The sequence below is a fragment of the Streptomyces sp. NPDC036813 genome (assembly GCF_055609245.1).
Genome location: NZ_JBVJPV010000006.1, coordinates 92,518 through 111,937, shown reverse-complemented (window position 1 = coordinate 111,937; position 19,420 = coordinate 92,518). Strand labels below are relative to the sequence as shown.

Sequence of the window (19,420 nt, the reverse complement as noted above, 5' to 3'; positions counted from 1 at the left end):
TTCGTCGGGTATCGGCGAGAGGGCTGACGGGCCGGCCCGGGGCAGGTGGGCGGTCACGGCTCACGGGCCGGCCGAGGCCGGGCGTGCCGTCGGGGGCGCGGAGGAAGTACGCAGGTCCGCCGTTGTGGCAGCCACCACGGCCACGGCGCCGAGGCAGAGCAGGCCCCCGCTGACCAGGGCCGCTGTTCCCGAGGTGGCATCCGCCACCAGGCCGGCCCGCATGTTGCCGATGTCGGGTCCGGCCTGGCCGACGATCTGCTCGGCCGCACTGACCCGGCCCAGCAGCTCCTGGGGTGTGTGCAGCTGGACGACGGTGCTGCGGGAGACGACGGAGACGGTGTCGGCCGCGCCGGCCAGGACGAGGAAGACGAGACCTGCCCATGGGTTCGGTGACATGCCGAACAACGTCAAGGCCACGCCCCAGACGGCGGAACCGCCCAGCATGATCAGGCCGGGGCGGGGGAAACGGGTGAAGGTTCCCGAGAGGAGGGACGCGGCGACGCCGCCGACGGCGATCGCCGTGAGGAACAGGCCCAGGGTGCGTGGGTCGCCGTCGAACCGTTCGCCGTTGATCAAGGGGAACACGCTGATGGGCATCGACAACACGGTGGCGGCGAGGTCGGTGAGCAGGGCCCCGCGGATGACGGGGGTGCGGACCAGGAAGGCCAGGCCGTCCAGCACGCCCCGCAGACCCGGCCGTGCAGGCGCGTCCCCCGGCTTCATCGCCGGCAAGCCGAAGGCCCCGTAGAGCGCGGCGAGGAACGTCACGGCATCGACCAGACAGCAGGCGCCGACTCCCAGTCCGCCGACGATCACACCACCGAGCGCGGGACCGAGCAGCATGGCGCCCTGGAAGGCGATGCCTCTCAAGGCCAGCCCGGCGGCCAGCTGGTGCTTGGGCAGGAGTTCCGGAATAAAGGTGCGCGAGGCCGGGCCACCTCCCGCGACGAAACACGACTGGAGTGCGACGAGCCCGAGCACGCCGGCGGGGGGAACGTGCCCGAGGAAGCCCTGGAGGGCGAGCAGGAGCGAACACGCGGCTTGTCCGCTGGTCGTGAGCAGGTAGAACGTCCGGCGGTCCACTCGGTCGACGAGCGAGCCGGCGAACAGTCCGAGCGCGACGAGCGGCACCGCCTGCGCCAGCCCGACGGCGCCCGTCCACGTGGGGCTCTTCGTCATCTGCCAGACCTGGAACATGACGGCCACGAGCGTCATCTGGCTGCCGAGACTGGACAGGGCCTGGCCGATCCACAGCCGCCGGAACGGAGGGGACGACCGCAACGGAGCCACGTCGATCAGCGTGCGTCTCAGGCCCATGCGCGATCCTCGGCCGGCTTCGCGGCGATCGCCGCCGGCCGACCGACGACACGGCGGGCATTGTCGGTGAGCGTCACCTTCTCGGTACGGGCGTCATCGCCCACGGCCGTCTGGCCCCGGCCTCCCGCGCGCATCGCGGCGACCTTCTGGCTGAGCCCCGCATGGGTGCGCTGCACCGAGGCGGCCGGCCGGGGCGCCCGGCCACGGCTCATGACCGGGCCTGAAGGCGCGGGAGCTGAGGCAGCGGAGATGTCGTGCACGCCCGCGGGCTCACAGAGCGGTGCCGGAGGGGTCGGAGGCGCGGGGGGCGATGTGGTGGTCGAAACCCATCGTCCCCGGGTCGAGGGCTGTCGTGCCGCCGTCGACGGTGAGGGCCGCGCCGTTGACGTAGGAAGCCGCGGGGGAGAGCAGCCAGTCGATCGCCTGCGCGACCTCGCGCGGCTCGCCCGGCCGTCCCATCGGCAGGAACGGTCGCCTCCCGGTAGCCTTCGTCGACACCACCCGGCAGGGCCGCCTCCTCGGCGAAGCGCGCCATCCGCCGGTCGGCCATCTCCGTGCGCACCCAACCCGGGCACACGACATTGGCACGCACTCCGCGGCGCCCGTAGTCGACGGCGACCGAGCGGCACAACTGGAGCAGCGCCGCCTTGGAGGTGGCGTAGGGAGCGTTGCTGGTGCCGTTGCGCAGCGCGGAGACCGAGGCGACGGCGACCACCGCCCCATGGGACTCCAGCAGCCGCGGAAGGGCCGCGCGCAGCAGCAGGAGGGGCCCGGTGACGTTGGTGCGCATCACCTCGTCCCAGTCCTGCAGTGTCAGGTCCCCGACCGCTCCGCCGCGTCCGATGCCCGCGTTCAGCACGACCCCGTCGAGCCGTCCGTACGTGGTGACGGCCGCCTGGACGATCCCCTCGGCCGCGTCGGGCTCCCCGACGTCGGACGGGAACGCCAGCGCCCCCGTCTCCCGCGCGAGCCGGTGCAGCGGTTCGGGCCGGCGCCCGGAGACGACCACGTGGTGGCCTTGCTCGCGCAGCAACCGGGCCGTGGCCTCACCGATACCCGAGCCACCGCCGCCGAGCGGCGGCGCCGGAGCGGTGACACAGGCGCCGGGGCCGGCTCCCGTGCATTCGGCTCGGCCCCGCAAGCCGGCGCGGAAGCAGTAAATGCCGCCCCTTTCTCTCAGGTCTTTGATGGGGGTGTGCTCTGCGTGTTCCATAGCGGTGTGGTCTGTGGTGCGCGACCATACGGACGCGGCACACCACATTTTCGAACCGGTGGACGCCATGGCGCGCCGAGTGGCTGAGCCGACCCGCTCACACCGGTGAAAAGCGAACGACGTCAAGAGCAGCAGCCAGCAGAAGGAACACCGAGACAGGAAGAAGGACGGGCATGTCCGGCAGCGAAAGCGAGAACCCCGCAATCCCTTCCCCGACGCCCACGCCGACTCGGCGGCCCAGGACGAATCGGGACTGGTGGCCGAATCAGCTGGACCTCCAGGTTCTCCACCAGCACTCGCCCCGCTCCAATCCGATGGACGAGGACTTCGACTACGCGAAGGAGTTCGCGACCCTCGACGTCGACGCGCTGAAGCGGGACGTCTTCGAGGTGATGACGACATCCCAGGACTGGTGGCCCGCCGACTACGGTCACTACGGACCGCTCTTCATCCGGATGAGCTGGCACGCCGCCGGAACGTACCGCATCGCCGACGGCCGCGGCGGGGGCGGCAGCGGCGCACAGCGCTTCGCCCCCCTCAACAGCTGGCCGGACAACGCGAGCCTCGACAAGGCACGCCGGCTGCTCTGGCCGGTCAAGCAGAAGTACGGCCGGAAAATCTCCTGGGCCGATCTTCTGGTGTTCGCCGGGAACTGCGCCATGGAATCCATGGGGTTCAAGACGTTCGGGTTCGGCTTCGGACGGCAGGACATCTGGGAACCCGAGGAAATCTTCTGGGGACCCGAGGACGCCTGGCTCGGAGACGAGCGCTACAGCGGCGACAGGGAACTCACCGGTCCTTTTGCCGCCGTGCAGATGGGACTGATCTACGTCAATCCGGAGGGGCCCAACGGCAACCCCGATCCGATGGCCGCCGCCCGGGACATCCGCGAGACCTTCGGCCGTATGGCGATGAATGACGAGGAGACCGTCGCCCTTATCGTCGGCGGCCACACTTTCGGCAAGTGCCATGGCGCGGTCGACCCCAGCTACATCGGCCCGGAACCCGAGGCCGCCCCCCTCGAGCAGCAGGGTCTCGGCTGGCGGAACACCTACGGCAGCGGCAAGGGCCCCGACGCGCTCACCAGTGGCCTGGAAGGCGCGTGGACCAACGAGCCGACCCGGTGGGACAACGGATACCTGGACAACCTGTACGGGTACGAGTGGGAACTGACGAGCAGCCCCGCCGGCGCCCACCAGTGGACCCCCACTGATCCCGCGGCCAGGAACACCGTGCCCGACGCCCATGATCCGTCGAAGCGGCACGCCCCCATGATGCTGACGACGGACATCGCGCTGCGGGTCGACCCGATCTACGGACCGATCACGAAGAGGTTCCACGAGAACCCGGACGACCTCGCGATGGCGTTCGCGAAGGCCTGGTACAAGCTGCTGCACCGCGACATGGGGCCCCTGTCGCGTTACCTCGGCCCGTGGATTCCCGAGCCGCAGCTGTGGCAGGACCCCGTGCCCGACGTCGACCACGAGCTGGTCGGGGACGAGGACGTCGCCGACCTCAAGAGCAGGATCCTCGCCTCGGGCCTGTCCGTCCCCCAGTTGGTCACCACCGCCTGGGCGTCGGCCGCGAGCTTCCGCGGCACCGACAAGCGTGGCGGGGCGAACGGGGCACGGATCCGGCTCGCGCCGCAGAAGGACTGGGAGCTCAACGCCCTCCCCGAGGTGACCGAGACAGTGCGCGCCCTCGAGCGGATCCAGCAGGACTTCAACGGCTCCCAGACCGGCGGGACGCGCATCTCCCTCGCGGACCTCATCGTCCTCGGCGGGTGCGCGGCCGTCGAGCAGGCCGCGAGGAACGCCGGGTACGACGTCACGGTCCCGTTCGCACCGGGGCGTACGGACGCCTCGCAGGAGCAGACGGACACGGAGTCGTTCGCCGTGCTGGAGCCCAAGGCGGATGCGTTCCGCAACTACCTTCCGGCGGGCGAGAAGCTCTCGCCGGAGACCCTCATGCTGGACCGGGCCAACCTGCTGACGCTGACCGCTCCCGAGATGACGGTGCTGATCGGCGGCATGCGGGCCCTCGACACCGGCTTCAAGGGCTCCCGGCATGGAGTGTTCACCCACCGGCCCGAGGCCTTGACCAACGACTTCTTCCTCAACCTGCTCGACATGGGCACGGAGTGGAAGGCATCGGCCACCGACGAGAACGTCTTCGAAGGCCGGGACCGCGTCACGGGCGAGGTCAAGTGGACCGCCACCGCGGTCGACCTCGTCTTCGGCGCGCACGCCCAGCTCCGAGCCGTGTCGGAGGTCTACGCGTCCCAGGACGCGGGAGAGAAGTTCGTGCGCGACTTCGTGGCCGCGTGGAACAAGGTGATGAACCTCGACCGGTTCGACCTCGCCTGAGCCCGACACCCCGGTCGGCCGCCATCGGCCGACCGGCTCCGGGTCCTGGCAAGGGCCCCGCCCGCAGGGGACGGGGCCCTCGGACGGGCGTCGTCAGTGCCCGAAGGCGCCCTTGCCCCTCTCCTTGGCGGAGCGGGCCTTGCCACGGGCCTCGAGCGCAGCGCCCTTGGCCTCGGTGGTCCTGTTACCGGCCGCGTGGGCCACCTTCCGCACGGCCTTCCCGAGCACCTGCTCGGCCTTGGCCTTGGCTCGTTCTCCGGTACTCATGTCGGTCCCTTCCTGGGCTTCCCTCATCCGCCTGCCCTTGACGACCGTGCGGAAACCGGCTCCACCCGAGTCGCCGGGGCGTTCGCTGCCGGACGACTCTCACGGGCGTGCGATAGGTTGCCCGCCATGACCGGACTCGGACCTGTCACCTGGCCGCCACCCGCCCCGATACGGACCGAACGGCTCCTGCTCCGCGTATCCGAGGCACGTGACCGTGCGGCGTTCATCGAGCTGTTCGCGTCGCCCGAGGTGGGTACCTACCTGGGTGGTCCCCGACCGCGTGATGAGCTCGAGCGCGCGGTGCCCGAGGTGCCCGGGCGGCGACCCGGCCTTTTCGTGATCGATCTCGACGGAGCGATGATCGGCATGGTCACACTCGAGCGGCGCGACGCTGAGCGTCCGGGTCACGTCCGGCCGGAGGCGGGGGAGGCCGAGCTCGGCTACATGCTGCTGCCGCGGGCGTGGGGACGGGGGTACGCCGCCGAGGCGTGCGCGGCCGCACTCGGCTGGTTCGCCGACGTACTCCCCGGCGAACGAGTGGTGCTCTGCACCCAGACCGCCAACGCCCCAGCGATGCGCCTCGCGGCGAAGCTCGGCTTCACCGAGGTGCAGCGGTTCGAGGAGTACGGCGCCGAGCAGTGGTTCGGCGTACGGACCTCGCCCGTGCCGCCGACCACCCCACCCCGCCCCCTACGGCGGCCCGCAGACCAGCCCTGACCTCCCATGCAGGGCCATTCAAGGGACATCGCCGCATCCGCCCCCCTTCCTGATGCGTCAAGATGTCACCCCCGACGGCGATCTTGCTGGCCGGACCGGGACGCATGGCCGCGTACTGCCCCTGCTGCGCGGCAGCATCAAGCAGTCCCGGGTGTTCCCGCAGCGTGCCGGCTCACGTTCGGGTGCTGCAGGCTGACGATGGGGGCTACCCCTGCAGCCAGACCCGCAAGGGACCGACCGCCTCGAAACCGTGGCGGACAGCGGCCTCCAGATCCGCCCCGTGCTCGTAGCCCACCACGGGCAGGTCCGGGAACAACCGGTGCACTGCGTCCAGCACGCCGGGCCACGCCCGGTCGGCGCCGCCCTCCGACGCGAAGACGTTGGAGATTCCCACCACATGCTCGTTGTGGCCGGCCACCGCCCCGGCGGCCACCAGGCCGTCGGCGGAGCGCTCGACAAGGACGGACGTAGCCGGGTCATCGAGCAGTTCGGGCCGGAAGAGGTCCGCGTTGCCGCCCCCGTCGTCCCAGGCAAGGGCCCAGGCCCGCAACGTGTCCCGGTCGCCGACCACCTCCCAGGCGACATCCGGTGACACGGCCGGCGCGCTCGCCGGGCGGTGGATCCACTGCGCGTCGAACAGGACGCGGAAGCCGGCCCCCGCCAGGTCGAGGTCGGCGAAGCTGTCCTTGACGCAGGCGCCGGCAGTGGCGGTGTCGATCCGGTCCACCAGCGCGGCGGCGTCGGCCCCCGGCACCAGCGTCACCGCGTCGGGGTAGTACAGCGGTGGCCGGGTCGGGACAACCCAGGCCTGCGCTCCGAACTCGCCCGCCAAGCCGTGGGACCGGCTCATGGACGCGCACCACTCGGCGTTGTTGCGGGCAGCGGCCTGGATCACGTACTGCGTCATCGTCCTCACGAGTGCGCATAATGGTCTGTCCCGGCCCGGCCCGTCGAACAATTTCCTTCAGCCCTGGGACAGCCACCCCACGAACCCGTCCCCGAGTCAGGGGAATTACGGCCGGCGTGCGCTTCAGTCCCGCAGCAGGGCGAGTTGGTGCTCGACGGCCTCGGTGAGCCGTTGCTCGTCGTTCGTCGCCAGGAGATCGAGCAGGGCGCCGCGCAGCACGGCCAGGGCCAGGGTGCGGCGGACGGCACCGTCCTCGCCGTCCCGTTCGGACGGTGGCTGGCAGTCGGCCAGGACGCCGAGCCAGTCCTCCACCGTGGCACGGGCGAACCCCGCCCATGCCCCGTCGGGCTGGACGAGGGAGCGTGCGTACGCCTCGGCCCACAGCCGCAGCAGGGGCCGGTGCTCCTTCGCGGCGAGCCACGTCCAGACCCGTTCGACGGCCGGGGCCAGGCCGGCGGGGTGTTCGGGCTGCCTGACCCGGGCCAGGAGCGCCAGTTCGTCGTCGCGGGCACGCGCGAGCAGCGCCCGCACCAGGCCGTCCTTGCTGCCGAAGAGGAAGAGCAGGACCCGCGGGCTGGAGCCGATGGCCTCGGCCAGTGGGCGCAGCGACAGGTCGGTCAGGCCGTGGGCGAGGGCGTACTGGTACGCCGCCTCCAGCAGCTCGCGCTGCCGGGCGGAGGGGGCTGGCGTTTCCTTGGGCACGGGGCTAGCCTAGCTAACTGAAACAACTGTTTCAGTCCGTGGAGACGGCGATCACGGAGGCCGGGAGGGCAGCTCATGTCGCAGCAGGATCAGAGACATGTCGTCGTGCGTCGAGCCGACCGCCCCGGCGACCTGGGATGGGTGGTGATGGCCCACGGCGAGGTCTACGCCGAGCAGTTCGGCTGGAACACCGACTTCGAGGCCCTGGTGGCCAAGATCGTCGCCGACTACGCAGCCAAGCACGACCCGGCCCGCGAGGCGGGCTGGATCGCCGAGGTCGACGGCCGGCGCGTGGGCTGCGTCTTCCTGGTCGCCGGCGACCAGCCGAAGGTGGCCAAGCTGCGGATCCTGCTCGTCACCCCACAAGGCAGGGGGCTGCGTCTCGGGACGCGTCTGGTCGGGGAGTGCCTGGCGTTCGCCCGTGACGCGGGCTACGAACAGGTGACGCTGTGGACCAACGACGTGCTGGTGGCGGCGCGCAGGATCTACCAGAGCTTCGGTTTCACCCTCGCCGACGAGGAACACCACCACAGTTTCGGCCACGACCTCGTCGGCCAGAACTGGACCCTCGACCTGCACGCCACCGAACGCACGCCGCCTGGCATGATCGGCGAATGATCGGTGAGACGGCACGGCCGGCCCGCGCGAAGTGCGTCCTGTTCGACGTCGACGGAACGTTGATCGACGCGGTGAGCAACCAGCGCCGGGTCTGGGGCACCTGGGCGGAGCGGTACGGGCTTGATCCGGACGAGGTCTACCAGGTGGCCCTGCGGACGAGGCCGATGGAGACGTTCGCCCAGGTGGCTGCGGACCGTGATCCGCATGAGTGCCTGGCCGTGCTGCACGACCTGGAGGACGACGACGTGCGGTCGGGTGTCTACGCGGCCTTTGACGGCGCGTCGGAGCTGCTGCGCGGCCTGCCACCGGAGTCCTGGGCGCTGGTGACCTCGAACTACGAGCACCGGGTGCGCGGCCGTTTCCTGCGGACGGGCCTGCCGGTACCGGGCGTGATCGTGGACGCGGCCGCTGTCGAGGAGGGCAAGCCCTCTCCCGTCCCGTATCTGCTGGCCGCCGAGCAGCTCGGGGCCGAGCCGGAAGACTGCCTGGTGATCGAGGACGCCCCGTCCGGGGTGCGGTCCGGGCTGCGCGCCGGGATGACGGTGTGGGGGGTGAACGCCGACGTCGCCGTGGAGGGCGTGCACCGCCACTTCGTGAGTCTGCGTGAGGCGGTTCCCCACGTCCTTGCCTTCGTGTCGGCCTCTCACACGAATGCCGCAGTCTGACCCTGCCCGCGGCCGGGCGTCATGGCGAGGTTCTTCGGGGAGGTTCTTCGTGGGGCGGGCGTGATCACCGCGCCGAGCCGTTCCGGCAGGTCCCCCGACAAGCCGAGCTCACCGGCCTCGAGCGGTGGCCTGTACGCTCGAGTGGAGGCTTGAAGTCGTTGCTCTATGGTGATGAGGAGTTTCACCGTGTAGTTTCACTCTCAGCTGTCGTGGTTCGCAGTTCCTGCCCGCGCTTTGGCGTGGGCGTTTTGCTGTGCAGTACCGGACCAGGACGACCACCTCCGGGCCGCGCGGTGCGGCCCGACATCGACTGAGAGGTATTGGCATGGCCAGCGGAACCGTGAAGTGGTTCAACTCCGAAAAGGGCTTCGGCTTCATCGCCCAGGACGGCGGCGGTCCGGACGTCTTCGCGCACTACTCCAACATCAACTCTTCCGGTTTCCGTGAGCTCGTCGAGGGTCAGGCCGTGACGTTCGACATCACGCAGGGCCAGAAGGGCCCGCAGGCGGAGAACATCACCGCCGTCTGATCGCGCAGCATGGATCGAACTGCCCCGGAGCACATGCTCCGGGGCAGTCGCGTTCTCACGGGTGAACGGGCGTGCAGGCGGTCGCGCAAGTCGCCAGGCCGGCCGTCGAGTTCTCAGGACGCCGCAACGACGCAACATCTCCACCACCGCTCCAGGGCGGCGAGTCACCATCGCCACCGTCCCCGCCGTCAACGCCGTCGGCGATCCCCAGGTCTCATGGGCGGCCCCTGGCCGCCAACCAGGAGATCCAACTCCTCCGCGATGAGCGCGCCGCGGTTCGCGCCCACCGCCTCATGCGCACCGTGCTGGACACCCACCGCCCCGGGGCGGAACACCGACGTCCGGAGCCCGGCCGCTGAGGGGTCCGGACGCCGGTTCCCTGCCGGTCGCCGTCCGCCGTGTGCAGGGAAGTCGGCGGTGGAGGGAGGCGGTGGTTCTAGCTGCTGTAGGGGACCCAGGCACGTCCGCCCGTGTCCGTCGTGCCGTACCAGTAGCGGCGCATGTGGCTGATGCCGGCTGTGCGGAACGGGCGGCCGTGGTCATCGATGCGGATCGTGCCGGTGCGGCCCTGACACGACCAGTCGAGTTCGAGGTACCAACGGGTGTCGTGGCTCAGTGTGGTCGCGTCGACCAGCAGTACTTCGGGGTCTTCGGCGGAGACGCGGTAGGGGAAGTGCACGGCCGGCAGGCTGTGTTCACTGTCGGCCCCGTCCTTGGGCCGGGCGATGGGGCGGTCGGCGTCGAGATCCACGGTGAAGCGGCGGGGCGTGAGCTCGCCACCGCAGCCCTGGTCCATGGCGTACGCGCTCCCCGCGGCCGGGTTGCCCCGGCTGACGATGCGGACGCGCAACGCCTCCAAGACCACGGCCGTGGACGACCGGCCCTGCACGGAGACCTGCACCATCGTCTGGCGCCCGTGCACCGCGCCCAGCGACGCCGCCCACGCCCCGGCGTCCTGCTGCACCGGCGGCGGGGGAACCTGCGCGGGCGGCTTGCCGATGACGTAGTCGTGGCCACAGCCCATGTCCCAGACCTGTGAGTCGGCGCTGTAGGTGACGGGCAGTCCGGTGGGCGGCTTCGCAGCCGCGGTGGGGTGGTTGCGGCCGGTGCCGGACGGGTCGGGCGACGTGCGCCCAGGGCCCGGCGAGGGGGAGCTGTGCGAAGGGGTGGGCGAGAGGGAGGGGGAGGTGGTGGCCGGGGCGTTCGCCGAGTGGTGGGGCGGGGTGGGGGCGGTGGTCCGGGGGAGCGGGGAGGGGGAGGCGTCCGCCTGGGAGGCGCGGTCGTGCGACACAGCGGACAGGCTTCCCACCGTGGCGAGGAGCGCGCAGATGACGGCGGCGGATGCCAGGACGCGCCGCCGCCGGTACCAGGTGCGGGGAGCGGGGGAGGGGGTGGGCTCGTCCGGGTCGGGAGGGCCTGGGTCGGGATGGCCCGAGCAGGGGTGATCCGGGCCGGGACCGTCCGTGCCGGGCTGGTCCGTTCCGGGCTGGTCCTCGGGCTGCCGTGGGGAGCTGCCGCCCTCGGCGAGTGCTCCGTCCGCGTTGACTTCGGCAGTTGAGGCCGGTGCCGGTGCCGGTGCCGCGGGCGGTGTCGGCGCGGAAGTTGCCTGCGCCTGCGCGGAACCGGCCGTACTTGCCGTACTTCTCCGCTGCCGGGCCGCGACCGCCGACAACCACAGCCGGTGCAGTTCGAGGCGCTCCTGCGCGGTCGCCTCGCAGAAGACCGCGAGGCGTTCCAGGGGCGCGAAGTCCTGCGGTACGGCCTCGCCGGCGCAGTAGCGGTGCAGCGTGGAGGTGTTCATGTGGACGCGGCGGGCCAAGGAGTCGTAGCTGCGCCCTGTGCGGTCCTTCAGCCGGCGCAGCAGAGCCGTGAACTCCTCGACATCGTCCCGAGCTGACACCGTTCCCCCGTCGTCCGCCCGCGATCCCGCATCCCAGGCACTCATATACCTGCACGTCAACCGGGCTGGGATGGTTCCACCCTCGTCAAAGGGCCGTCAACCGTTGCGCCGGCTCCCGGCCACGGCCGATGCTCTTGGTGTCGCACCGACCGGCGCTGGAGAGACCGACCGGCCCTCGGGCGAGGTCCGACACACGTGCACCGCACGCATGCACCGCACGTACGCACCACACCCATGCACTGCACGCATGCACCGCACCGATGAAATGCACCGCACTCATTCACGGGGGACACCCATGCCCAAACGCACCCGAGCAGGCACGCTCCTCGCCCTCGCCGTCACGGGCCTGGCGGTGGCGCTCGCCGGGCCGGCCGCCGCCGCTGTGGAAGCGCCCGGCTTCCTCGCGGCCGCGGACCTGCCGCCCCACCCCGCCTCGCCCTGGACGGACGGCCAAGTCACCGCCGGCGTACCGCAGGAGACGGGCGAGGACGCATGCCTGCGTGCGCTGCCGGGGTACAAGGCCGCCTGGCACCGCGACTTCCGCACCGACCTCGACACCAACGCCCGGCAGATCACCGTCGTCCTCGCCGACACCCGCACGGCCGAGCAGTTGACGTCCCGGCTGAACGCGGACATCAAGTCCTGCGCAGCCCGCATCGGACAACAGCGGCCGGACACCCACGCCACCGGCAAGGACTACGGGACGCTTCGCGTCGAGGACGGGGCCCATGTCTACGGCGTCCACACCGAGACCTCATGGGGCGCGAGCGACGTCCGCCTGGTGTCCGTAGGCCGGGACGGCCGCACCGTCACGGTCGTGAACTGGGCCCAGCTCGGCGGCTTCGAGGGCGCTCCGGTGCGGGCCTTCAAGAAGACGACCACCACGGCCGTCAACAAACTCCGCTGACGAGGCCGTCCGCGGCGGCCCTCCCGCCACGGGGGTCGGGAGGGCCGCCCGGGCACCGGCAACCACGGCACAGCCCGACCACTCGATCACCCGATCACAGAAGAAAACGGGGAACAGACATGAACAGCACCACCCGCACCGCCCTCACCGCCGGAGTCCTTGCCGTCGCCCTCGGCGTCGGCGCCACCGTTCAGGCGTCGGCGGGGACTCCGCGCAGTGTCAGCGGCAAGCCGTCCGACAACATCACCCGGATCGCCGACTTCTACGGTGCCTACATCGACGCCGTGACCGACGAGGACAGCGGCGGCCTCGGCGAGGCCCTGCGCAGCCACTACCTCACCGCCGGCTTCCAGAAGGAACTGAACGCCTGGGAGGCCAAGAACCACGCCAATGGGGTCCTGCGCGCCCAGAACGTGCCGCTCGCCTGGAAGGTCACCGACAACGGCACCGCCGACTACACGGAGGCCGTGATCACCCTCACCTGGAGCAAGTCAAGCACGACCAGGCTGGTCGTCGACGTGAACCGCTCCAGCCACAAGATCTTCCACATCGGGGACAAGGGCATCGGCGGGAAGTGACGGCCGGGCAGTCCCGTTCAACGGGACTGCCACCGGTCACCCACAAGCCCTTGCTAGGCTCCGCACGTGTCCCTTCCCAGCGTTGAAGAAATCCGCGCCCTGCACAAGAAGTACGCGCCGACAGCGGAAGCGTTCGACCTCGTTCACACCCATTGCGAGATCGTTTGGACTGTCGCGGAGCACCTGGTCGCGCGTTCGTCGCTGCAGGTGGACCTCGAACTGGTGAGGGCCGGCTGCCTCCTGCACGACATCGGGGTCTACTCCCTCTGTACCGTGGACGGACACGTCGACCGGGACAACTACATCCGTCACGGCATCCTCGGCCACGAAATCCTCAGCGGTGAGGGATACCCCGAGCACCTCTGCCGGATCTGCTCATGCCACACCGGCGTGGGTATCACCAAACATGACGTCATCTCACAAGGTCTTCCGCTGCCGCCGTGCGATTACCTCGCCGAATCCGCTGAGGAACGGCTCGTCATGTACGCCGACAAATTCCACAGCAAAACCACCCCCCCGAAATTCCTGTCCCCGGCCGCCTACGCCCGGTACATCCGACGATTCGGTGACGAGAAGGTCGACGCGTTCGATGCCCTGCGCGCGGAATTCGGTGAACCGGACGTGGCGGCGCTGGCCACGCAATACGGTCACGCGCTGGAGCAGTGACCAGAAGTCGAGGCCGCGTCTGGTCTGTCCTGCGTGACGGCCCCTCTCCGTAGGTCTTGGTGAAGGAACCATGCCGTACCTACGAGCGCCGTCCCGCAGATGGTGGGAACGAGCAACCAGGGGAGGGCCGCCCAGACGGCGGCCAGCCCCATGACACCGCAACTGGCCACCGTGACGATGAGGAGCACCTTGCCGTAGGGGCGCCAGACGAAGAGTCCGGGGTCGCCGGGTCTGGCCAGACGCATCGCACCGAACGCCAGCGCCAGCACCGCCATCAGCCCCGCGAAGGTGCCGATGGCGGCCGTCATCTGGGGTTCGTCGCGCGGTGCGTCGGCTGCAGCTTGCCGGTCGTCGCCATGGGCGATCTCGACGACGACGCCACGCCAGACGGTACCGGTGATCCGGTCGCCCCTTCGGAGCTCACTCAGCACCGGCCCCGGGTCGCCGAACCGGACGACGACTGTCGACAGGGGGCGTGGGCCGAGCAGGGTCGCCCGCATGTTCTTCCTGGCAGTCCTGGTGGCTTCCACGGTGAACGTGACGTGCCGCAGGCAGTCCTCCGACCGTCGTATCTCGGTGTGGGCGGGGCACGCACGGGCTGCCTGATATTCCCTGTGCAGTGCGCGTTCGCCGGGCAACCAGGTGGTGAACACCCAGGAGCACGCCAGCGCCGCGAGCAGCGAGAGAAGGATCAGCGCCGCACCCGTCAGTCGGTTCCAGCCGACCCTCGGAGGACGCGGCGGTCCGTCCAGCTCTCGGACGGTACCGATCCTCTTCGTCATCGCTCGTCTCCCGTTCGTAGTTCACCGAAGGCCCACCACCTTCGTTCAGCTGCCGTCAGACAGGCAACGAGATCCTGCGGCAGCAACACATGCCCGGTTCTTGCCGCATCCGGGCAACGTCCACCTGCGCAGCGGAAACGGAAGCGGTTGGCCGCCGCGCCCACACCCCCGGAGGGTGATGTTCGGCGCACGGCCTTGTGGGTGCGCGTCCGATGCCCGTTTCAGGGTCAGGCCGGAGGACCACGAATGCGAGGGAGCCGTCCGGCACTAGGCGTTGCTCGAAACCGAGGGTTCCCGGCGATGCTCCAGCCAGGTGCGGCTCAGGTCGTCCCAGATCGTTTGGTATCTACCGAAGACTTCCCGCAGGTGATCGTGCGTGAGATCTTCGGCGGCCGTGGATGCCATGAGGTATTCCAGGTCATCGGCCAGCCGCTGGAATCGGTACTGCGTTTCCTCCATGAGGACCCATCGCGAGCGCCAGTTGAAGAACGGCTCGACGGCCCCGAGCAGCGTCCCGAGGGCGACCAGGGCGAAGGCCAGGCCCGCCCATGTGTTGAGATTCTGCAGGCCCAGAATGATGGTGGACGCGGCGGACAGCGCGAGCGTGGCCATCTTGGTTGCCGAAGCGCTCCGACGGAACCTCTGCTTCTTGCCCCGTGCGTAGTCGTTGCCCTGATGAATCTTGTTCAGCAGGAGAGCGGCCGTCTCCCTCGGGCTGAGACCGACGCCGAGTCTGCTGTCCGGCTGCACTTCGCCCCCAAAGATTTGTCACCACCTTGCAGCTCATCCCGGCAGACGCCACCCCGCGCTGTGCGGTTCCCGACATCCCACCGTGCTCGGTACGAGGAGAAACGGCCTGACGTCGCGACGTCGGTTCCCCTACCGGTTCTCATCCTCAAGGTGCTGGCGCCGCCTGCTGTCGATGGAGCTTTTCCAGGACGCGCTCGCGGAGGAGTTCGTACTCCTCGCGGAGTCTGCGCCACTCGGTCACCGGAGGGCGAGGAATCACGATGCCTTCCGTGACGACCTCCTCCGGCCGGAACTGCTCTCGGGTGAGGTCGATCTCGATTCCCGTGCCGAGGCGGTTCCACCAGTGGTAGTCCACGCGCTCTCCGTCGACGTGGACCTCTCCTCGGATCAACTCGCCGCCGAGCAGGTCATTGAGCACCATGGCGGTCACCCCGCACTGGTCCCGGGCCGGATTGTCCGTGGTCCAGCGCGATCGGTACTCGGGCGTGCACGTTTCGGCGCTCCAACTGCTGCGGACGGCTTGCTCGATGTCGGTGAGAAGCAACGGTGTCATGCCGCTGATCCTGCCAGCCGGCACTGACAACGGCCGGATTCCGGCAGCCTCTGCGCGGACCGCCGCGGCGTGATCAGGCGTTGGGATCCTGGTCGGTCGCCGAGATCACGTCACCGGTGCCGCCCGCGGTGGGCCCGGAAGGTGACGTCGAGGGTGGGCGCGCCTCCGCCGAAACCGCAGTGGTGGGCGGGAGGTTGGGGGTAGGCGGGGGCCGTGTACCCGAGGGGCAGGCCCACGGGAACAGCGTGGCGGACTTGTACAATCACCCTTCGGCACCGCACTGTTGGCCGATATTCGTTCAGACGGTCAGGAGTTCCGGCTTGTCATCCCAAACCCCCGTTCCCGCGCCAGCCCACGTCGTCGATCCCGCCGGCGGCTGCCCGCACGCCCTGAACGCCGGCCTCCGGGCCCGGGGGCCCGTTGCCGACATCGTCCTGCCGGGCGGGGTGCCCGCAGCGGTCGTCCTGGGGCACGACGCGCTCAAGGAGTTCCTCTCCCACCCCGACGTGGCCAAGGACGCCCGCCACTGCCCGGCCCTGAACGACGGCACGATCCCCGCGGACTGGCCGCTGCGGGTCTTCGCCAACGCCCAGGGCATGCACACCGCCGACGGCGCCGACCACCGCCGACTGCGCTCCCTCGTCGGCAACGCCTTCACCGCCCGCCAGGTGGAGCGGCTGCGGCCGCGCATCGAGGAGCTGACCACCGGCCTCCTCGACGACCTCGGCCGGGCCGCCGCCGAGGACCCGGACGGCATCGCGGACCTGCGCACCCACTTCGCGCTCCCGCTCCCGATGAGCGTCATCTGCGAGCTGCTCGGCGTGGACCCGGAGCACCGCGGCCGGCTGCACGACCTCACCTACACGGTGATCATCGCCACCGACACCACCCCGGCGGAGGTGATGGCCGCCGTACGCGAGCTCGTCGAACTGCTCGGCACGATCGCGGCAGCCCGCCGGGCCGCTCCCGGCGACGACCTGACCAGCGCCTTGACAGCCGCCCGTGAGGACGACGGCGACCGGCTCAGCGAGGCCGAACTCATCGGCATGATGCGCCTGATGCTGGTCGCCGGTCACGAGACCACCCTCAACCTGATCAGCAACGCCGTACGGGCCCTGTGCACCCACCGCGATCAACTGGCGCTGGTGCTGGACGGCAAGGCCACCTGGTCGGACGTGGTGGACGAGACGCTGCGCTGGGACGGCCCGGTCAGCTGGTTCCCCTTCCGCTACCCCACCCGCGACCTGGACCTCGGCGGCACAGTGATCCCGCAGGGCACCCCGGTTCTCGCCGGTTACACCGCCGCCGGTCGCGACAGGGCCTTCCACGGCCCGGACGCCGACCGCTTCGACATCACCCGGCCCGGCGCGTCCCGGCACCTCTCCTTCGGTCAGGGCGCGCATTACTGCGTAGGCGCGCCGCTCGCCCGCCTCGAGGCAACGATCGCCCTGGAACGTCTCTTCACCCGCTTCCCGGACCTCGACCTCGCCGTCCCCGAGGCCGAACTGCCCCGCCAGCGCAGCTTCATCGGCAACAGCGTCGAAGCGCTCCCGGTTCGCCCGGTGCCCGAGGCCCGGCGCTGAGGCGAGCCGCCCGGCTGGCCCCTGCCGGCGTCCGGCGGCCGGGGTCAGTTCCGCGCTCAGCCGGTCCTGCACATCGGGCACATCCCGCTCCGCCTCAGGCAGGGTAGCCCCGCCGGCCTCATCTGGACCCAGCCTGTGCCTCGCCGAGCAGCCCACGCGCGTGAGACACCGCCTGCTGGGGGTCACGTACGCCGGTGTAGACGCAGACGGTGTACTGAACGTCCTCCAGTCGCCGTCGGGCGTCCGGCTCCGGGTCGGGTTGGGGAGTGAGCGCATCGAACTCGTTGAGCAGGTCACGAAGTACGGAAAGGTTGATCAGAGGCATCTCGGCTTCCATTCCCGCACCCTCACAGGTGCGTGATCTTGCCTTCGTGTCGTCTCGACTGCGCTGCTGAGGGCCGTACGCAGCCCGTGCGGGATCGATCGATGCCCGCTGGCTGCCCCCACTGACATGTGCTTCCGCCGGACAACGGGCGTGACCGCGTCCGAGGAATCAGGCCGGTTCAACTCCCAGGTCAGCGTGCCGGTCCGCGAGCCGTGAGGGTTCCGAACCGGGCCGTTGAACGCCCCGGCTGCCGCCAGGAGGCGGACAGGGGCAGGGAGGGCGGAGAGCAACTCCGGAAAACCACGCGGAGGTGCATCGGCCGGGTCTCGATCCAGCGCCCTCGCTGCGTGACGGCGCTCACATTAGTTCAGGCGAGCGCGGTGCAAAAGACCTGAGGACGACCTCTCCTCACTCATCGCAGCCGACTTCGTACCCTCCGCCACAACCACGGGCCGAACACGCACATCGCCGACCCGGGGGATCGTCGCGGCCCGGCGAGGCGCGGTGCGGGCGTCAGAGACTGCCCTGCGGTCCCTCGGCATCCCAGCGCCAGTTGGTGAGAGTGGTGCGCATCAGCCGGGCGGCGGTCGGCAGCCGGCTGTCGGCGCGCCAGCACAGGGTCACCGTGCGGCGGCAGTCGGGGCTGTCGACGGGGATCCAGGCGAGGGAGGCGTCCCCGGCGAGGTGGCGGGCGAAGGAGGGGACGAGGCCGATGCCGAGTCCTGCGCTGATCAGGCCGGCGAGGGCGCTGTGTTCGTCGCTCTCGCAGACGATCTTCGGGGTGAGGCCGCGGGCCGCGAAGAGCCGGTCGAGCAGCCGGCGCAGCCAGTGGCCCTCGCGGGCGGTGACGAACGGCTGGTCGGCGAGTTCGTGGACGCTCACGGACGTACGGCCGGCAAGCGGATGGCCGAATGGCGTGCTCACCCCGACTGCCTCGTCGAACAACTGCACTCCCTCCAGGCCGTCGGCCTGGATCGGCTGAGAGGCGACACACAGGTCCACCTGCTGGGCCCGCAGGCGACGGGCCATGTCCTCGACCGGCGACCACTGGAGGTCGAGTTCGACGGAAGGATGGGATCGCTTGTAGGCGGCCAGTGGGCCGGTGAGGGTGAGGAAGGTTTCCGACGCCAGCCTCACGGTGCCCAGGCCCTCGCTGGAAGCCTCGGCCACTGCGCGCTGTCCGGCCTGGAGTTCACCGAGGGCACGTTCCACGTGGTCACGGAAGACTTTGCCGGCGTCGTTGAGCCGGAGCCGATTGCTCCGGTCGAACAGCGGGGCGCCCAACTCGCTCTCCAGTCGGGCGATGGTGCGGCTCAGCGACGGCTGGGCGATGCGCAGCTCTCCGGCTGCCCGGCTGAGGTGTTCCAGCCGCGCCACGACCAGGAATTGCCTGAGCGAGTTCAGCTCCATCATGCCTCCGTGGCCATAACGCCATAGCGATATTGATCTTAGACAGCATCACCGAGCGGGTCATAGCGTCATGGGTGTTCGCAGAGGAGATCACAGCGAGGAGATCCACATGATCACCAGCACTCCGGAATCCGCTGACGTGCGGCGACGCAGGGGGCGGGGGAGCAGGACACGGGTGACACTCAAGAAGTCCTTCGCCGTATCGCTCGTCGCGGCTGTGGTCGGCGTCTGCGCGGTCGGCAGTGCGGACGCCGACACCCCGGAAGGGGATCGAGCCGAGGTCCTCGAACTCGCCATTCGGAACGATCAGTACGCGGCTGCCGACCTCGGAACGGCGGGGCCGAGCTTGGGGGACATGGACGTCTACTCCGGGACCGTCATCAAGGACGGCCGCAGCGTCGGTCGTGGGGGCGGGTCGTGTCAGGTCGTCCACATCGAGGGCGAGAAACGCACGACACAGTGCCTGATCACGATAGAACTCGAGCGGGGCTCCCTGACGATGCAGTCCCTCTGGACGAGCGGAACGAATTCCCTCGACATGGCCATCACCGGCGGCACAGGCGTCTACAGCAACGCGCGGGGCACGGCCCACTACTGGGACATCGCGACGCCGACGGAGAGGATGCGCGCCGAGATCCAGCGCTGACGGGTGAAGTGCGCCCGGA

The 19,420-nt window shown here is 70.1% G+C and carries 21 protein-coding genes and 1 pseudogene; 10 read left to right on the top strand and 12 right to left on the bottom strand.

Annotation, left to right across the window (positions count from 1 at the left end; genetic code table 11):
- Nucleotides 1-60: 60 nt before the first annotated feature.
- The 3 genes and pseudogenes from ACZ67Q_RS14930 to ACZ67Q_RS14920 form a co-directional block, all read right to left on the bottom strand.
- Nucleotides 61-1,317 (bottom strand): MFS transporter, encoded by a 1,257-nt coding sequence (locus ACZ67Q_RS14930; protein ID WP_471181335.1) that lies wholly within the window; start codon nucleotides 1,315-1,317, stop codon nucleotides 61-63.
- Nucleotides 1,308-1,577, bottom strand: a complete 270-nt coding sequence (locus ACZ67Q_RS14925) for a hypothetical protein (protein WP_471181332.1) — start codon at nucleotides 1,575-1,577, stop codon at nucleotides 1,308-1,310. The genes ACZ67Q_RS14930 and ACZ67Q_RS14925 overlap by 10 nt, the downstream gene beginning before the upstream one ends.
- Before the next feature lie 10 nt (nucleotides 1,578-1,587).
- A pseudogene (locus tag ACZ67Q_RS14920) lies at nucleotides 1,588-2,371 on the bottom strand (SDR family NAD(P)-dependent oxidoreductase).
- A gap of 332 nt (nucleotides 2,372-2,703) precedes the next feature.
- Between ACZ67Q_RS14920 and katG the strand changes: the two are divergent.
- Entirely contained in the window at nucleotides 2,704-4,896 is a 2,193-nt protein-coding gene (gene katG, locus ACZ67Q_RS14915; RefSeq protein WP_471181329.1) for a catalase/peroxidase HPI, read from the top strand.
- Nucleotides 4,897-4,989: 93 nt separating this feature from the next.
- On the opposite strand, the gene ACZ67Q_RS14910 is transcribed toward katG, so the two are convergent.
- A complete protein-coding gene (locus ACZ67Q_RS14910; RefSeq protein ID WP_471181326.1) occupies nucleotides 4,990-5,163 on the bottom strand; it encodes a hypothetical protein in 174 nt (57 codons plus the stop codon).
- Nucleotides 5,164-5,289: 126 nt separating this feature from the next.
- On the opposite strand from ACZ67Q_RS14910, the gene ACZ67Q_RS14905 reads away from it, so the two are divergent.
- On the top strand, nucleotides 5,290-5,880 hold the full coding sequence (locus ACZ67Q_RS14905; RefSeq protein ID WP_471181323.1) for a GNAT family N-acetyltransferase: 591 nt from the start codon (nucleotides 5,290-5,292) through the stop codon (nucleotides 5,878-5,880).
- A 205-nt stretch (nucleotides 5,881-6,085) separates the two neighbouring features.
- Here the strand turns inward: ACZ67Q_RS14905 and ACZ67Q_RS14900 are convergent, their stop codons facing one another.
- Nucleotides 6,086-6,787, bottom strand: a complete 702-nt coding sequence (locus tag ACZ67Q_RS14900; RefSeq protein WP_471181936.1) for a hypothetical protein — start codon at nucleotides 6,785-6,787, stop codon at nucleotides 6,086-6,088.
- A gap of 123 nt (nucleotides 6,788-6,910) precedes the next feature.
- Nucleotides 6,911-7,489 (bottom strand): TetR/AcrR family transcriptional regulator, encoded by a 579-nt coding sequence (locus ACZ67Q_RS14895; protein ID WP_471181321.1) that lies wholly within the window; start codon nucleotides 7,487-7,489, stop codon nucleotides 6,911-6,913.
- Nucleotides 7,490-7,564: 75 nt separating this feature from the next.
- Here ACZ67Q_RS14895 and ACZ67Q_RS14890 point away from each other — a divergent pair, with 75 nt between their 5' ends.
- The 3 genes from ACZ67Q_RS14890 to ACZ67Q_RS14880 all read left to right on the top strand — a co-directional run bounded on the left by ACZ67Q_RS14890 (nucleotide 7,565) and on the right by ACZ67Q_RS14880 (nucleotide 9,301).
- Nucleotides 7,565-8,107 (top strand): GNAT family N-acetyltransferase, encoded by a 543-nt coding sequence (locus tag ACZ67Q_RS14890; protein WP_471181318.1) that lies wholly within the window; start codon nucleotides 7,565-7,567, stop codon nucleotides 8,105-8,107.
- Complete coding sequence (locus ACZ67Q_RS14885; RefSeq protein WP_471181316.1) at nucleotides 8,104-8,772, top strand: HAD family hydrolase; 669 nt, start codon at nucleotides 8,104-8,106, stop codon at nucleotides 8,770-8,772. Before ACZ67Q_RS14890 ends, ACZ67Q_RS14885 begins: the two co-directional genes overlap by 4 nt.
- Before the next feature lie 325 nt (nucleotides 8,773-9,097).
- The gene (locus ACZ67Q_RS14880; protein WP_361623846.1) at nucleotides 9,098-9,301 is read left to right on the top strand and encodes a cold-shock protein; all 204 of its coding nucleotides are present in this window, start codon (nucleotides 9,098-9,100) and stop codon (nucleotides 9,299-9,301) included.
- Between the two features lie 436 nt (nucleotides 9,302-9,737).
- Here the strand turns inward: ACZ67Q_RS14880 and ACZ67Q_RS14875 are convergent, their stop codons facing one another.
- Nucleotides 9,738-11,246 (bottom strand): helix-turn-helix domain-containing protein, encoded by a 1,509-nt coding sequence (locus ACZ67Q_RS14875; protein ID WP_471181312.1) that lies wholly within the window; start codon nucleotides 11,244-11,246, stop codon nucleotides 9,738-9,740.
- A 250-nt stretch (nucleotides 11,247-11,496) separates the two neighbouring features.
- On the opposite strand from ACZ67Q_RS14875, the gene ACZ67Q_RS14870 reads away from it, so the two are divergent.
- The 3 genes from ACZ67Q_RS14870 to ACZ67Q_RS14860 all read left to right on the top strand — a co-directional run bounded on the left by ACZ67Q_RS14870 (nucleotide 11,497) and on the right by ACZ67Q_RS14860 (nucleotide 13,352).
- Nucleotides 11,497-12,108, top strand: a complete 612-nt coding sequence (locus ACZ67Q_RS14870; RefSeq protein ID WP_471181310.1) for a hypothetical protein — start codon at nucleotides 11,497-11,499, stop codon at nucleotides 12,106-12,108.
- Nucleotides 12,109-12,227: 119 nt separating this feature from the next.
- Nucleotides 12,228-12,686: a hypothetical protein gene (locus ACZ67Q_RS14865; RefSeq protein WP_471181308.1), complete on the top strand. Its 459-nt coding sequence runs from the start codon at nucleotides 12,228-12,230 to the stop codon at nucleotides 12,684-12,686.
- 66 nt (nucleotides 12,687-12,752) lie between these two features.
- Nucleotides 12,753-13,352, top strand: coding sequence for an HD domain-containing protein (locus ACZ67Q_RS14860; RefSeq protein ID WP_471181305.1), 600 nt, complete (start codon nucleotides 12,753-12,755; stop codon nucleotides 13,350-13,352).
- Here ACZ67Q_RS14860 and ACZ67Q_RS14855 read toward each other — a convergent pair.
- The 3 genes from ACZ67Q_RS14855 to ACZ67Q_RS14845 all read right to left on the bottom strand — a co-directional run bounded on the left by ACZ67Q_RS14855 (nucleotide 13,334) and on the right by ACZ67Q_RS14845 (nucleotide 15,437).
- Nucleotides 13,334-14,005 carry a hypothetical protein gene (locus ACZ67Q_RS14855; protein ID WP_471181303.1) on the bottom strand — a complete coding sequence of 224 codons (672 nt, stop codon included), beginning with the start codon at nucleotides 14,003-14,005 and terminating at the stop codon, nucleotides 13,334-13,336. The genes ACZ67Q_RS14860 and ACZ67Q_RS14855 overlap by 19 nt on opposite strands.
- A gap of 396 nt (nucleotides 14,006-14,401) precedes the next feature.
- Nucleotides 14,402-14,884, bottom strand: a complete 483-nt coding sequence (locus ACZ67Q_RS14850) for a DUF4231 domain-containing protein (RefSeq protein WP_471181300.1) — start codon at nucleotides 14,882-14,884, stop codon at nucleotides 14,402-14,404.
- Nucleotides 14,885-15,029: 145 nt separating this feature from the next.
- The gene (locus ACZ67Q_RS14845) at nucleotides 15,030-15,437 is read right to left on the bottom strand and encodes a YunG family protein (RefSeq protein WP_471181298.1); all 408 of its coding nucleotides are present in this window, start codon (nucleotides 15,435-15,437) and stop codon (nucleotides 15,030-15,032) included.
- A 320-nt stretch (nucleotides 15,438-15,757) separates the two neighbouring features.
- On the opposite strand from ACZ67Q_RS14845, the gene ACZ67Q_RS14840 reads away from it, so the two are divergent.
- Entirely contained in the window at nucleotides 15,758-17,020 is a 1,263-nt protein-coding gene (locus ACZ67Q_RS14840) for a cytochrome P450 family protein (RefSeq protein WP_471181295.1), read from the top strand.
- A gap of 118 nt (nucleotides 17,021-17,138) precedes the next feature.
- Here the strand turns inward: ACZ67Q_RS14840 and ACZ67Q_RS14835 are convergent, their stop codons facing one another.
- Together ACZ67Q_RS14835 and ACZ67Q_RS14830 are read right to left on the bottom strand one after the other, a co-directional pair.
- Nucleotides 17,139-17,357, bottom strand: a complete 219-nt coding sequence (locus tag ACZ67Q_RS14835) for a DUF5133 domain-containing protein (RefSeq protein WP_471181292.1) — start codon at nucleotides 17,355-17,357, stop codon at nucleotides 17,139-17,141.
- A 501-nt stretch (nucleotides 17,358-17,858) separates the two neighbouring features.
- The gene (locus ACZ67Q_RS14830; RefSeq protein WP_471181289.1) at nucleotides 17,859-18,758 is read right to left on the bottom strand and encodes a LysR substrate-binding domain-containing protein; all 900 of its coding nucleotides are present in this window, start codon (nucleotides 18,756-18,758) and stop codon (nucleotides 17,859-17,861) included.
- A 106-nt stretch (nucleotides 18,759-18,864) separates the two neighbouring features.
- Here ACZ67Q_RS14830 and ACZ67Q_RS14825 point away from each other — a divergent pair, with 106 nt between their 5' ends.
- Nucleotides 18,865-19,401, top strand: a complete 537-nt coding sequence (locus ACZ67Q_RS14825; RefSeq protein WP_471181287.1) for an allene oxide cyclase barrel-like domain-containing protein — start codon at nucleotides 18,865-18,867, stop codon at nucleotides 19,399-19,401.
- The last annotated feature ends 19 nt before the right edge of the window (nucleotides 19,402-19,420 follow it).

What these genes read in the sequence shown, in the direction of transcription:
- ACZ67Q_RS14930 (WP_471181335.1), bottom strand. Translation starts at nt 1,317, where the DNA reads ATGGGCCTGAGACGCACGCTGATCGACGTGGCTCCGTTGCGGTCGTCC.
- katG (WP_471181329.1), top strand. Translation starts at nt 2,704, where the DNA reads ATGTCCGGCAGCGAAAGCGAGAACCCCGCAATCCCTTCCCCGACGCCC.
- ACZ67Q_RS14910 (WP_471181326.1), bottom strand. Translation starts at nt 5,163, where the DNA reads ATGAGTACCGGAGAACGAGCCAAGGCCAAGGCCGAGCAGGTGCTCGGG.
- ACZ67Q_RS14905 (WP_471181323.1), top strand. Translation starts at nt 5,290, where the DNA reads ATGACCGGACTCGGACCTGTCACCTGGCCGCCACCCGCCCCGATACGG.
- ACZ67Q_RS14900 (WP_471181936.1), bottom strand. Translation starts at nt 6,787, where the DNA reads ATGACGCAGTACGTGATCCAGGCCGCTGCCCGCAACAACGCCGAGTGG.
- ACZ67Q_RS14890 (WP_471181318.1), top strand. Translation starts at nt 7,565, where the DNA reads ATGTCGCAGCAGGATCAGAGACATGTCGTCGTGCGTCGAGCCGACCGC.
- ACZ67Q_RS14885 (WP_471181316.1), top strand. Translation starts at nt 8,104, where the DNA reads ATGATCGGTGAGACGGCACGGCCGGCCCGCGCGAAGTGCGTCCTGTTC.
- ACZ67Q_RS14880 (WP_361623846.1), top strand. Translation starts at nt 9,098, where the DNA reads ATGGCCAGCGGAACCGTGAAGTGGTTCAACTCCGAAAAGGGCTTCGGC.
- ACZ67Q_RS14875 (WP_471181312.1), bottom strand. Translation starts at nt 11,246, where the DNA reads ATGAGTGCCTGGGATGCGGGATCGCGGGCGGACGACGGGGGAACGGTG.
- ACZ67Q_RS14870 (WP_471181310.1), top strand. Translation starts at nt 11,497, where the DNA reads ATGCCCAAACGCACCCGAGCAGGCACGCTCCTCGCCCTCGCCGTCACG.
- ACZ67Q_RS14865 (WP_471181308.1), top strand. Translation starts at nt 12,228, where the DNA reads ATGAACAGCACCACCCGCACCGCCCTCACCGCCGGAGTCCTTGCCGTC.
- ACZ67Q_RS14845 (WP_471181298.1), bottom strand. Translation starts at nt 15,437, where the DNA reads ATGACACCGTTGCTTCTCACCGACATCGAGCAAGCCGTCCGCAGCAGT.
- ACZ67Q_RS14835 (WP_471181292.1), bottom strand. Translation starts at nt 17,357, where the DNA reads ATGGAAGCCGAGATGCCTCTGATCAACCTTTCCGTACTTCGTGACCTG.
- ACZ67Q_RS14830 (WP_471181289.1), bottom strand. Translation starts at nt 18,758, where the DNA reads ATGATGGAGCTGAACTCGCTCAGGCAATTCCTGGTCGTGGCGCGGCTG.
- ACZ67Q_RS14825 (WP_471181287.1), top strand. Translation starts at nt 18,865, where the DNA reads ATGATCACCAGCACTCCGGAATCCGCTGACGTGCGGCGACGCAGGGGG.